A 12,021-nucleotide genomic window follows, 5' to 3' on the forward strand; every position below is an offset into this window, starting at 1 on the left:
ATGACCGCCACAACTGCGCCCCAAACGCAAACAATCCGTGATCCGCGATTGGATTTCTATCGCGGGATGGCGATGTTCATTATTCTGATGGCCCATACGCCCGGCAACTGGTGGAACCAGTGGATACCGGCCCGTTTCGGCCTGTCGGACGCAGCCGAGATATTTGTGTTCTGTTCAGGCATGGCCTCGGCGGTGGCATTCGGGCGAACCTATCAGCGCCGGGGCTGGTTGCTGGGCACCTCGCGTATCGCGTTCCGGGTCTGGCAGATCTACTGGGCACATATCGCGACATTCCTGCTGACAGCCATGGTTCTGGCTGCAATCGACACATATGGCGGCTTTGAAAAATCCTACATTGCCGGGCTGAACCTCGGCCGGTTTTTCAATGATACCGCCACGCAGCTTGTCGGCCTTTTTACGCTGACTTATGTGCCGAATTTCTTCGACATTCTGCCGATGTACATGATGATCCTGATCATGGTTCCCATCGTCATGGCTTTGGCCAAGATCAACTTGTGGTTGGTCGCGGGATTTGTCGGCATGTCATGGTTTCTGGCGCAGGGCGCCTTGCTTGAATGGCTTGGTATCGGGTGGCTGCAAATCAGCCTTCCGGCAGAGCCGTGGTCGGAACGCGCATGGTTCTTCAATCCCTTTGCATGGCAATTGGTCTTTTTCGCCGGCTTTGCACTGATGAGCGGCTGGATCCCGGCGCCGCCGATCAACGCGGTCATGATCGCACTGGTTGGTGCGGTGCTTGTTGGCGGATTCATGGTATCCAGCGTTGCAATCCGCGAGCTGGGCTTTGACTGGGTCAATGGCTGGCGGGCCGAAAACCGCGGATGGATATCAAAAACCAATGGCGGCATTCTGCGCTACATCCACTTCCTGGCCGTCGCCTACCTTGGCTGGGCAATTGCGGGGCCGCAGGGGCGCAATATCGTCGCCACCGGCACATCACTGCTTGCTGGTCTCTGGCGCGGGATCGTGGCACTGATCACCAAAGTTGGGCAGCAATCCCTTGCGGTCTTCCTGACAACTGTGGTCCTGTCCCGCATTCTGGGATTCATTTTTGATCAAACCGGGAACGCCCCGCTGCCAACTGCGTTGGTCAACATGTTCGGGTTCGCCCTGATCATCCTGACGGCTTATGGCGCGGCCTGGTTCAAGGGCCAACCCTGGAGAGGACCTGCAAAAGCATGATCGACCGTCGTACTTTCATGGCACTTCTCGCCGCAGCCAGCGCGCCCGGCATCGCACGGGCGCAGGCCGCCCAGCCCTTTAGCCGCGATTGGCTGATCGGACTTGCGCAGGAAAAGGCGCAAAGCGAATATGTGGCGCGCCCCATGGTCCCAGAGGCATGGCGCAAACTGTCATATGACGAGTTCCAGCATATCTGGTTCAATGCCAATAACGCGATCTGGAACGATACTGACAAACCTCTCAAGGTCGATCTGTTTAATGCAGGCCTCTATGTGGAACGGGCAACGACGATCCATCTTGTCGAGGATGGGCAGGCCACGACGCTGCCCTTTGATATGTCGCTGTTCGACACCACAGACGACTTTCCCGATCTGCCGGTTGACGAGACCATGGGCTATTCTGGGCTGCGTCTGCGGGCCGAGCTGAATACCAAGGATATCTTCGAAGAATTCGCCGTCTTTCAAGGCGCCAGCTATTTCCGCGCCATCGGCAACGGCCAGACCTACGGGTTGTCAGCCCGTGGACTGGCGCTGCGCACCGGCGATCCGGCGGGCGAAGAATTCCCCGATTTCACTGATTTCTGGATCGAGGCGCCTGCCCCGGATGCCGACAGCTTTGTGGTTCACGCATTGCTGGACAGCCCATCGGTCACCGGGGCCTATCAGTTCACGATCTCGCATGGCGACACCACGAGGATGATCGTGGCTGCAACCCTGTTCCCGCGCGTGGACCTGATGCATCTGGGTCTTGGCACGCTGACATCTATGTTCCTCTTTGATGAAACAAACAGGAACCGGTTTGATGATTTCCGGCCCGCCGTGCATGACAGCGAAGGCCTGATGATCGTCAATGGCAATGGCGAACGTATCTGGCGCCCGCTGGCGAACCCCAAGACCGTGCAAATCAGCGCATTTGTCGATGACGGCCCGCAAGGGTTTGGCCTGATGCAGCGTGATCGCGACCCCGAAAACTTCGCCGATCTTGAGGCGCATTACGAGGCGCGCCCCTCGCTATGGATCACGCCCGATGGAAACTGGGGTGACGGCTGGGTCGAGCTGGTCGAAATCCCGGCGGACAAAGAAATCTACGACAATATCGTTGCGTATTGGCGACCACGCGCACCGATGGTCACTGGCGAGCGCTATGATATCGGCTACCGCATGGATTGGGGGAATACCCCTGACGGGCTATCCGACGTCGCCCATGTGACCAATACCCGCATCGGCAAGGGTTTTGATCAGATCAAGACCGTGTTTGCGATTGATTTCGCCCCGCATCCGGCCCTGGGTGAAGGCCCCTATGATGACCTGACGGTGATCCTGCGCGGCTCAAATGGCGAGGTCTCGCCCGCGGTGCTGCAATACAATCCCGGCACAGGCGGTTTACGCATGAATTTCAGCATCTTGCCGGGCGATGCGCAACTGATCGAACTGCGCGCGCAACTGTTGCGTGACCGTGTCCCCCTTACCGAAGTCTGGTTGTATAGATGGACGGCATGACCCCTCCTGCCATGATGCCGCCAGAGGTCCCGCTGGCCCGGCCCATCCAGGTGCTGAACAAGCCGCACCGGGACGAAACCGCGCCCGGCGGGATGGATCTTGCCGCGACACGCTGGTGGCGCCTGTTCGCCTTTGCACCGGCGATTGTCATTACCGGACTGGTCGTCAGCATGATCGCGGACTGGTTTGCAATGGCCGGTCTCTACCCGCTTGAGATCGCGATCATCGGACTGATCACAGTGACATTCTTCTGGATCGCCCTGTCGGTCTCGACCACGCTTGTGGGGGTCAGCAGCCTGTTTCTGGGCGTGTCACGCAGGGCTGCCATCGACGCACCCGCCGTCCAGAATGTCGCCTTGCTGGTGCCTGTCTATAACGAAGTCCCCGCAGATGTTTTCGGCAATGCTGCCGCGATGATGAAGGCCCTGTCAAAACAGGATAGTGCGCATCGTTTCTCGCTGTTTATCCTGTCTGACACCCGTGATGATGCGGTTGCCGCACAAGAAGAACAGGCGTTCTTCAACCTCAAAACCCGCCTGCCTGCCAATGCGCTGGTCCACTACCGCCGCCGCGCCGACAACACCGACCGCAAGGTCGGCAATCTGGCCGATTGGGTTGAACGCTGGGGCGGCGGCTATGATGCAATGCTGGTGCTGGACGCCGACAGCCTGATGAGCGGCGAAGCGATTGTGGCTTTGACCGACGCGCTTGCCGTGGATCCGGCCGCGGGGCTTATCCAGTCTTTCCCGACCATCTTTGGCGCCCGGACAGTCTTTGCCCGGGTGCAGCAGTTTTCCAACCGGATTTACGGCGCACCGCTGGCCGAGGGGTTGAGCCGCTGGACCGACCAGGAGGGGAACTACTGGGGGCATAACGCGATTATCCGCACCCGCGCCTTTGCATCATGTGCCGGCCTGCCGCGCATGCGCAACGGCCGCGGCGAGCTGATACTGAGCCATGATTTCGTCGAGGCCGGGTTGCTGCGCCGTGCCGGCTGGGCCGTCCGTTTTCTGCCGCGCGTGCAGGGCAGCTATGAAGAAGTCCCCGCCACCCTGATTGACTATGTGTTGCGGGACCGGCGCTGGTGTCAGGGTAACCTGCAGCATCTGAGCCTTTTGTCGTCGCGCGGGTTCCACGCCATGTCACGCTTTCATCTGATCAGCGGGGCCATGGGCTACCTGATGTCCCCGGCCTGGTTCACATTGCTGATCATCTGGGCGCTTGTGGGCAATGGCGAGCAGGACAACGTGGTCAGCTACTTCAGCGGTTACAACGCGCAGGTCAACTGGCCGACCATGTCCACCGGAAACAGCCTTTTGATCCTGACATTCATGTATGCGATGCTGCTGGCGCCCAAAGTGCTGGGCGCCGCCGTGATCCAGAAAGCCGGGCTGCGCCTGCGTGATCTGGGCGGGTTCCGGCAGTTTCTGACATCCGTCACGCTAGAGGTCGCGCTGTCCATCGCCTATGCGCCGGTTCTGATGGTGCAACAGACCAAGGCCGTTACCGCCAAGATCATCGGCGTGAAAGAGCATTGGTCACCGCAGAACCGCCAGGGCGGTCACTATTCCCTCGGTGTCATGATCAAGTTCCACGCCATCGAAACCGTGCTGGGAATTGGCGCCCTGTTGGGCATGTCCCAAGGGCTGGTCACCTTGTGGCTGTTGCCTATCGCGCTTAGCCTTGCCTTTGCAGTTCCGCTTTCTGCGTTAAGTGGCGTTGATCTGTCCAAGCGCCGCTGGGCATCGCGCCACATGGGAACGCCCGAGGTGATCAACGCGCCCCCGATCATCCGCCGCGCCATGGCAGAGCGGCGCTATGCCGCCCGGGCGCTGGAAGCTGCAGGGCGCATCCCGGCCGAATAAGACCTTCTGCAAAAAAACCTGCATCAGGTAGATCAGCGCGGTAGAGCTTCGAACCAATCCAGCGTCATCGCCGCCCAGCCGCGCGGAATGCCATGCGCACCCGGATGCAGTGCAAATTCCAATGCAGTGCCGGGGGCGCAATCCTCCCAGATGCGGCGCCAGTAATTATCGGTCATCACAAAGCTGTCCGGGCGTAGTTGGGCGCAGTCATTCTCGGCCCGCCAGACCTGCATGGCCTGCCAGACGTCACCCTGATAAATGCGCCCACCACCCAATGGCCGCCCCTCCAAAGGGACGGTCTGGTCGCGCCAGCCATGGGTGTGCAGCAGGCGCACGGGCCCCGCACAATCGGTAGGTTCCGGCTTCCAGAAACTGCCACCGACGGGCGCATAGGCGGCAAAGGCGTCAGGGTCGGCGCAGGCCAGATAGCTTGTCATGGACCCACCCACCGAAAAACCGGCAAGGATCATCCGCGCCCGATCCAGCCCGAACCGTTCGGCGGCATCATCGGCGACGGCATTCAAAAACGCGACCTCGTCGCGGTTTTGCGGGCGGTCGGGGTGAAAATACCAGCCCGTCCCAAATCGGCCCGGCCGGTCCAACCCGTCAGCCCCGATAAACGCGTATCCGCGGGACAGCAGTTGATTGGTCATGCCGGTGTTGCGCAGCGCCCCCGCCCCGCTGCCGCCAGCACCATGCAACCAGATCAGCGCAGGTGGCGAGGCTTCAGCATTGTCGGGCAAGGCGATGTGATAGGTCCCTTCGGGAATTTCGCAGGCATCTGACGCGTCAGCGCATCCCGCATGGACCGCAGTCCCGATGAACCCAAGGGTAAAACCCAGCGCCAGTCGCAACATCCTAAGGATCCCTGTTCAGCGGCAGATCCCGCGCGAGCCAGCCCGGCCCGGCGGCCGAGCCCAACATCCCCTCGGGGACATCAATGATATTTGTAAATCCGGCCTCAGCCAGCCGATTTGCCGTCCGGGCGGAACGCACGCCTCGCGCGCAGATCAATGCAATCGGTGCGGCCCGATCCCCATTTGTCAGCCCGTCCAGCACGGTCACGAAATCATCGCGACGAAGATCAACGCGGTGTGCGCCCTGCCCGCTGCCGGTCCGTGCCCATTCATCGGGCCTGCGAATGTCGATCAGGGTAATCTGGCCAGCCAGGGCCTGGGCATGCGCATCAGGTGCTGAAAGTTGCACGCCATCCACGTCTTCGGTGATCAGGGTATAGAGAAGATTGGGGTTGGCCATCGCGACAACAGCCGCAGCACCGCCAAGACCAACCCCGCCCAATATGGCGCGCCGCGACAGCCGCATCACTCGGCCAATGCCACCAGATAGGGGGTGATGATCTCAATCGCCTGATCCACATCCATCACCGGCGGCACAAGGGTCAGGACCGCGCCTTGCGGATCAAGCAGGTAGATAAAGCTGCCATGGGCGAAAATCTCCTGCCCTGCAGGATCCGTGAACACGACCTCCTTTTCAACCGAGAACGCGTCGTAAGCGACCTGAAGCGCCTCTTCGGTGCCGGTCAGCCCGATGAAGTCGTCATGATACTGGGTCAGCGGCGGGCCGATATTTTCGACCGTGTCGCGCTTGGGGTCCACAGTAATCATGACCGGGCTGACATCGGCCAGATGCGCAATGTCATCTGCGATATCGGCCATCATCGGCAGGGTGGCGGAACAAATCTGCTCGCAATTGGCGTATCCGAAAAACAGCAGCTGCGCACGGCCATTCGGGTCGGCCTGAGTGCGCAACTTGCCATATTGATCCGTCAGCGCATAGTTGCCGCCAACATTGAATGGAAAGCCCTGCGACACGGCAGGGCTGGCCAGGCACGCGGCCCCGATAAGCAATGCGCGCATCATTCGAACAACAGGTCCTTGATCTCTTCGTCCTGCTCTAGACCAAGACCGAAATACCCCTCTTCGGCGATTTCGGCCAGAACACGCGGATCGCGTCGGAACCAGGGGCCTTTGCCATCCGCCTCGGGGTGGTTTTCGGCCCAGACTTTGGTCCAGCTGTTTGCCTTGACCCATTCCTCGCTTTCAAGGGGGCGAATGCGCTGTATCAGATAGACATTCTTGGCACCGACATAGTCATCCTCCAACAGCAGGCCATCAACCTCGACCTCTTGCGCGCAATAGGGCAGCAATTCCTGCGCGGCCCCTGTAAAGGCGGCTTGCGAATTCTTGTTGGGGAAGACCAGAACGTCATCAACGCTGCGCACAAGGCCAAGCTGGCGGCTGCCATCACCGCAATTGTCCGGGCAATCGCCAGTTAGCTCGCACAGGATGTCAACGACGGTTGCCTCGAACTTTGCGGGTTGTTCTGCGTAAAGGTTCCAGCTTTTGGCCTCGGATCCTTCGGAAAAATCCTGTGCCACGACAGGAGCGGCTGCCAGACAGCCAAGCAATGCAATGATCTGTTTCATCTCTCTGCCTTTGGAATAGCGAATGGGGGAACGGTGCCATAAGCATCATGGCTTAGCGCCTGAATATCGAGATCGCTGACCACCTCTTCGACCACCAGATATTTCAGGCCGTCACGCTCATAAAGCAGCCCATCGGCCTCGATCGTGTGGCTTGCAAGGCGCAGTTGCGTGTCACCGCCGGCACTATCTGCACTGTCTTCAATCTTGAGGACCATATAAACGGTGCCATCCTCAGCCAGCAGACCAACCGGGATGCCACCAGCCGAACACCAAAGCGCGCATGTATGATGTGCGGTGCCGATGACCGCATCAGGCCCACCCATGACACCGGAAAAATAACACCACGTGTCGATGATTTCGCCCTTCACGCTGATCCGCTCGCCCGTGGCGGCCTGAACCGGTCCGGTGGCTAATCCAAGCGCTGCAACCAGCACTGCAAGATGTCGTTTCACGGCAATCTCCCCAAGTTATTGATATGTCTCGACCTGAGCATAGCGCATGCCGTCGCGCAACTCACTTTCCTTTGATTGCGCCGGTTCAGGTTTACCGCCTGGGTTGTGCTGCACAGCAGGTTCACCGGGCCCAGGGTCAGAACCCTAGGCGACGGCCAGTCCTGCATTGGTGTTCAGCAGGAATTGCGCAAAAATCGGCCCGCAGGCCGCCCCGATTGCACGGGCATTCCCGCCAACGGCGCCTGCAACGATGGCAGGCGCGATCAGGCCGCGCATATCCTGATTGCCAATATAGCGGTTCACCCTTGCGACCAGTTCGTCACGGATTTCGGCGGGAAAGGCACCGTCAATCAGCACTGCCTCGAAATCAATGACGGAACAGGTGGACAGGCTGGCCTTGGCCAATTCCTGTGCGGTCTGCCCAAGCCAGGGTTCCACGTAGCGGGCAATGCCCGTCCAATCCTGCGGACTGCGCCAGATCAGGGCGGGGTCAATGTCCACCTCGGTCAATCGGGCCTCAAGCGTGTGTAGTGAGGCCATGTCGACCAATTGCTTGGTCTCGCCATTGGGGCCGATGCTGCGCAGCGATCCCAGCGCGCCGGCATTGCCGCGCCGCCCCTCAAAAACCGAATGGTTCAAGACGATGCCGCCGCCCACAAAGGCCCCGACAAAGAAGTAGGCATAGTCGCGAAACGCCCGCCCGCGCCCGTAGATATGTTCGGCCCTGCAGGCTGCAGTGGCATCATTGACCAAAGACACAGGCAATGCAGAAAAGCGGGCGATTTCCTGCGGAATGTGGATGTCCAGCCAAGGCCGGAAAACATCATTGCCGGGCCCACCCTGCGCCGGTCCGTTCCACATCTCGAACGGGGCGGCAACGCCGATGCCGCAAATGCGTTTGGCCGCATCAGTGGGCAAGGCACCGGTAATTTCCGCGATGCCCGCCGCCAGAAAATCGAATACCGTTTCAGGGTGCGGTTGATCGTAACGCAGGCGCCTTTGGGTCCGGACAGTGCCGGTAAAGTCCATCAGCAGCAGGTCAGCCGACCGGCGCCCCAGTTTCAAACCGAAAGACAAGACACCATCCGGCGACAAACCCATGGGGACAGACGGCTTGCCGACCTTGCCGCGCACGGGATCGCCGCGCATCAACAGGCCTTCTGCCTCGAGCCGTTTCAGAATCGCAGAGACCGTCGGTGGGGATAGCGATGTCAGTTTCGCCAGGTCGCTGCCTGGCATATCGCCATGCCGCTGCAACAACGACAATAACAGGCGTTCATTGTGGTTTCGCACACCTTTTTGGCTCAGCCCGGCGCTGATCGATCTGACGACGGATTGTTCCATGCCGGTCTTCATAAACCGCTCCTCCATTGGAGGAAATACACCATTTCTATTAATAAAGAAAGTTAACTAATTAATTGACACCCTCAAGAGAATCGCGTTGTGTAAGTGTATTCATCGCGCCACTGGCGGGATGTGGGGGTGGGGTAAGCCCCCGAAATCATAGCGTTTCTGGGAGGAAATTATGAAAAAACTACTTATTGGCACAGCCTTGGTAACGATGACGACAGCAGGGTCTGCGATGGCTGACGCACATGGGACATCAGCGTGTCTGATCACCAAGACTGACACCAACCCCTTCTTCGTCAAAATGCGCGAGGGCGCCCAGGCCAAAGCCGAAGAACTGGGCATCTCACTGAATGCCTATGCCGGTCAGATCGACGGTGACAACGAATCCCAAGTTGCCGCAATCGAGACCTGCATCGCCAATGGTGCGTCCGGTATTTTGCTGACGGCATCCGACACCGCGGCCATTGTCCCCTCCGTCGAGCAGGCGCGCGAGGCTGGCCTATTGGTCATCGCACTTGATACACCATTGTCCCCCATCGACGCGGCTGACGCCACATTCGCGACAGACAACTTTCTGGCCGGCGAATTGATTGGCCAATGGGCGGCGGCAACACTGGGTGACGACGCCGCCAATGCCAAGATCGCGATGCTGGACCTTGCGATCAGCCAGCCGACGGTTGGTGTTCTGCGCGATCAGGGTTTCCTGACCGGCTTTGGCATCGACACAGTCGACGTGAACAAATGGGGCGATGAAACCGACGAGCGGATCATCTGCAACGAGGTCACAGCCGGCAACGAGGAAGGCGGCCGCACAGCGATGGAAAACTGCCTTGCCGTCGATCCCGAAATCAACGTGGTCTATACGATCAACGAACCTGCGGCAGCCGGCGCCTACGAGGCCCTGTCCGCGATCGGCCGTCAGGATGACGTGCTGATCGTGTCGGTTGATGGCGGGTGCCCAGGCGTGCAGAACGTGGCCGACGGTGTGATTGGTGCCACATCACAGCAATATCCGCTGCTGATGGCCTCGCTGGGGATCGAGGCGATTGCCCAATATGCCGAGGACGGGACACTGCCCGCCAATACCGAAGGCAAGGATTTCCTTGATACCGGTGTCGCACTTGTCACCGACAAGGCCGCTGATGGCGTGGAAAGCATTTCGGTTGCCGAAGGCACCGACCTTTGCTGGGGTTGATCCGCACCGGGTTGGTCTGCGTGACCAACTGACCTGATGCAATCCGGGGCGGGCCATGTGTCTGCCCCGGATCACGACGCACTTGGTTAAGCTAAAAGCAATTGGCAAAGTGATTTGGGGGAAAGCCAGCATGGCCGATAACGGCAGTTACGAAGAGGTCGTTCAGACACGCACACCCGAAGACGTGGCGCATTTCGATGACGAAAAACACGGGATCATGGGTCGGATACAACATGCGCTGCATGTGAACCCAGCCCTTGTGCCATTAATCATTCTGGTTTTTGCCATTTCCCTGTTTGGGCTACTTCTGGGGCAGCGGTTCTTTTCAGCCAGCACGCTGACCCTGATCCTGCAGCAGGTGCAGATCGTTGGCGTTCTTGCCGCCGCACAGACGCTGGTGATCCTGACTGCGGGCATCGACTTGTCAGTCGGCGCTATTGCGGTGCTCAGCTCGGTGATCATGGGGCAGTTCACCTTCCGCTACGGTGTACCACCAACGATCAGCATTGGCATCGGCATGGCCTTCGGGATGGGCATCGGCGCGATCAGTGGCTATCTGGTCAGCCGGGTCAAAATCCCGCCTTTCATCGTGACGCTTGGGGTCTGGCAGATCGTGCTGGCGGCCAATTACCTGTATTCCCGCAATGAAACGATCCGGTCCTCTGACATCCGCGAGAATGCAGCAGCCCTTCAATTCCTGGGCAACAAGATCCAGATCGGCGGGGCCAATTTTACCTATGGCGTGATCCTGATGATCCTTCTTGTGGTTGTGCTGGCCTATGCGCTGCGATCCACCGCCTGGGGGCGGCACGTCTATGCGGTCGGCGACGACCCGGAAGCCGCACAGCTTGCAGGTGTGAACGTCCATCGCACCTTGATGAGCGTCTACATGATGACGGGCCTGATCTGCGCGATTGCAGGCTGGGTCATGATCGGGCGGTTTTCGTCCGTTTCCCCGTCTGCCTCGACCGGGGTGGTCGGGAATATTCAATCCATCACTGCGGTGGTGATCGGGGGTATCTCGCTTTTTGGCGGCCGCGGGTCGATCTATGGCGCCTTCTTCGGGGCCATGATTGTTGGTGTCTTCGAAATGGGGCTGCGGATGGCGGGGGCCGACCCGCAATGGACTTTCCTGCTGATCGGCATGTTGATCATCGCAGCCGTTGGTGCGGATCAGTGGATCAGAAAGGTATCTGCGTAATGGAACCCATTCTATCAGGCAAAAATCTGGTCAAGCGCTACGGCCGTGTAACGGCGCTGGATCATTGCGACTTTGAGCTTTATCCCGGCGAAATTCTTGCGGTGATCGGCGACAACGGCGCGGGAAAATCTTCGCTGATCAAGGCCCTGTCCGGTGCGGTCATACCTGACGCGGGCGAGGTCTATCTTGACGGGCAGCAGGTCAATTTCCGGTCACCTATCGACGCCCGGGCTGCGGGCATCGAAACGGTGTACCAGACGCTTGCCATGTCCCCTGCCCTGTCGATTGCCGACAACATGTTCATGGGGCGCGAATTGCGCAAAGACGGGATCATGGGTCGGTATTTTGGCAAGCTGGACAAGAAGCGGATGCAGGATTTCGCCCGTGACAAGCTGTCGGAACTTGGGTTGATGACGATCCAGAACATCAATCAGGCGGTTGAGACCTTGTCCGGCGGCCAGCGTCAGGGTGTGGCCGTGGCCCGGGCTGCCGCATTTGGGTCAAAGGTCATTATCCTTGACGAACCAACGGCCGCGCTGGGGGTCAAGGAATCCCGTCGCGTGTTGGAACTGATCCTTGATGTGCGCTCTCGCGGGATCCCGATCATCCTGATCAGCCACAATATGCCCCATGTCTTCGAGGTCGCCGACCGGATCCATGTACATCGGCTTGGCAAAAGGCTTTGTGTGATTGACCCAAAGGATTTCACGATGTCAGATGCCGTGGCTTTCATGACCGGCGCCAAGGAACCGCCCGTACTGGCCCATTGATTTGCGAATTGTCGGCATTTTTTACGGTACGGCGCAGAGCAGG

Annotated in this window: 12 protein-coding genes; 6 read left to right on the forward strand and 6 right to left on the reverse strand. The window is 59.4% G+C overall.

From position 1 onward, the window contains the following. From AABB31_RS07115 to mdoH, 3 genes are read left to right on the forward strand one after another with little or no spacing between them, the layout of a single operon-like run. Positions 1–1,200, forward strand: a complete 1,200-nt coding sequence (locus tag AABB31_RS07115) for an OpgC domain-containing protein (RefSeq protein WP_342078798.1) — start codon at positions 1–3, stop codon at positions 1,198–1,200. Further along, entirely contained in the window at positions 1,197–2,699 is a 1,503-nt protein-coding gene (locus AABB31_RS07120; RefSeq protein ID WP_342078797.1) for a glucan biosynthesis protein G, read from the forward strand. Before AABB31_RS07115 ends, AABB31_RS07120 begins: the two co-directional genes overlap by 4 nt. Continuing rightward, on the forward strand, positions 2,696–4,564 hold the full coding sequence (gene mdoH, locus AABB31_RS07125) for a glucans biosynthesis glucosyltransferase MdoH (RefSeq protein ID WP_342078796.1): 1,869 nt from the start codon (positions 2,696–2,698) through the stop codon (positions 4,562–4,564). Before AABB31_RS07120 ends, mdoH begins: the two co-directional genes overlap by 4 nt. 32 nt (positions 4,565–4,596) lie before the next feature. On the opposite strand, the gene AABB31_RS07130 is transcribed toward mdoH, so the two are convergent. The 6 genes from AABB31_RS07130 to AABB31_RS07155 form a co-directional block, all read right to left on the reverse strand. Further along, a complete protein-coding gene (locus tag AABB31_RS07130) occupies positions 4,597–5,421 on the reverse strand; it encodes a PHB depolymerase family esterase (RefSeq protein WP_373635574.1) in 825 nt (274 codons plus the stop codon). Position 5,422: 1 nt separating this feature from the next. Continuing rightward, a complete protein-coding gene (locus tag AABB31_RS07135; RefSeq protein ID WP_342078794.1) occupies positions 5,423–5,887 on the reverse strand; it encodes a rhodanese-like domain-containing protein in 465 nt (154 codons plus the stop codon). Then, on the reverse strand, positions 5,887–6,444 hold the full coding sequence (locus tag AABB31_RS07140) for an SCO family protein (RefSeq protein WP_342078793.1): 558 nt from the start codon (positions 6,442–6,444) through the stop codon (positions 5,887–5,889). Before AABB31_RS07140 ends, AABB31_RS07135 begins: the two co-directional genes overlap by 1 nt. After that, complete coding sequence (locus AABB31_RS07145) at positions 6,441–7,010, reverse strand: hypothetical protein (protein ID WP_342078792.1); 570 nt, start codon at positions 7,008–7,010, stop codon at positions 6,441–6,443. Before AABB31_RS07145 ends, AABB31_RS07140 begins: the two co-directional genes overlap by 4 nt. Further along, complete coding sequence (locus AABB31_RS07150; RefSeq protein WP_342078791.1) at positions 7,007–7,462, reverse strand: hypothetical protein; 456 nt, start codon at positions 7,460–7,462, stop codon at positions 7,007–7,009. The genes AABB31_RS07145 and AABB31_RS07150 overlap by 4 nt, the downstream gene beginning before the upstream one ends. Positions 7,463–7,606: 144 nt before the next feature. Next, positions 7,607–8,806, reverse strand: coding sequence for an ROK family protein (locus AABB31_RS07155; RefSeq protein ID WP_373635791.1), 1,200 nt, complete (start codon positions 8,804–8,806; stop codon positions 7,607–7,609). Between the two features lie 181 nt (positions 8,807–8,987). Here AABB31_RS07155 and AABB31_RS07160 point away from each other — a divergent pair, with 181 nt between their 5' ends. The 3 genes from AABB31_RS07160 (at position 8,988) to AABB31_RS07170 (ending at position 11,978) form a co-directional block, all read left to right on the forward strand. Beyond that, positions 8,988–10,007, forward strand: a complete 1,020-nt coding sequence (locus tag AABB31_RS07160) for a sugar ABC transporter substrate-binding protein (RefSeq protein WP_342078789.1) — start codon at positions 8,988–8,990, stop codon at positions 10,005–10,007. A 130-nt stretch (positions 10,008–10,137) separates the two neighbouring features. Then, a complete protein-coding gene (locus AABB31_RS07165) occupies positions 10,138–11,208 on the forward strand; it encodes an ABC transporter permease (RefSeq protein WP_342078788.1) in 1,071 nt (356 codons plus the stop codon). After that, entirely contained in the window at positions 11,208–11,978 is a 771-nt protein-coding gene (locus AABB31_RS07170) for an ATP-binding cassette domain-containing protein (protein WP_342078787.1), read from the forward strand. The genes AABB31_RS07165 and AABB31_RS07170 overlap by 1 nt, the downstream gene beginning before the upstream one ends. The last annotated feature ends 43 nt before the right edge of the window (positions 11,979–12,021 follow it).

The organism is Yoonia sp. SS1-5, from assembly GCF_038443705.2.
GTDB classification, from domain to species: Bacteria; Pseudomonadota; Alphaproteobacteria; order Rhodobacterales; family Rhodobacteraceae; genus Yoonia; species Yoonia rhodophyticola.

Excerpts from the sequence above, each read along its gene's own strand:
- AABB31_RS07135 (WP_342078794.1), bottom strand. The coding sequence starts at position 5,887 with ATGCGGCTGTCGCGGCGCGCCATATTGGGCGGGGTTGGTCTTGGCGGT.
- AABB31_RS07130 (WP_373635574.1), bottom strand. The coding sequence starts at position 5,421 with ATGTTGCGACTGGCGCTGGGTTTTACCCTTGGGTTCATCGGGACTGCG.
- AABB31_RS07170 (WP_342078787.1), top strand. The coding sequence starts at position 11,208 with ATGGAACCCATTCTATCAGGCAAAAATCTGGTCAAGCGCTACGGCCGT.
- AABB31_RS07120 (WP_342078797.1), top strand. The coding sequence starts at position 1,197 with ATGATCGACCGTCGTACTTTCATGGCACTTCTCGCCGCAGCCAGCGCG.
- AABB31_RS07140 (WP_342078793.1), bottom strand. The coding sequence starts at position 6,444 with ATGATGCGCGCATTGCTTATCGGGGCCGCGTGCCTGGCCAGCCCTGCC.
- AABB31_RS07115 (WP_342078798.1), top strand. The coding sequence starts at position 1 with ATGACCGCCACAACTGCGCCCCAAACGCAAACAATCCGTGATCCGCGA.
- AABB31_RS07160 (WP_342078789.1), top strand. The coding sequence starts at position 8,988 with ATGAAAAAACTACTTATTGGCACAGCCTTGGTAACGATGACGACAGCA.
- AABB31_RS07165 (WP_342078788.1), top strand. The coding sequence starts at position 10,138 with ATGGCCGATAACGGCAGTTACGAAGAGGTCGTTCAGACACGCACACCC.
- AABB31_RS07155 (WP_373635791.1), bottom strand. The coding sequence starts at position 8,806 with ATGGAACAATCCGTCGTCAGATCGATCAGCGCCGGGCTGAGCCAAAAA.
- AABB31_RS07145 (WP_342078792.1), bottom strand. The coding sequence starts at position 7,010 with ATGAAACAGATCATTGCATTGCTTGGCTGTCTGGCAGCCGCTCCTGTC.
- mdoH (WP_342078796.1), top strand. The coding sequence starts at position 2,696 with ATGACCCCTCCTGCCATGATGCCGCCAGAGGTCCCGCTGGCCCGGCCC.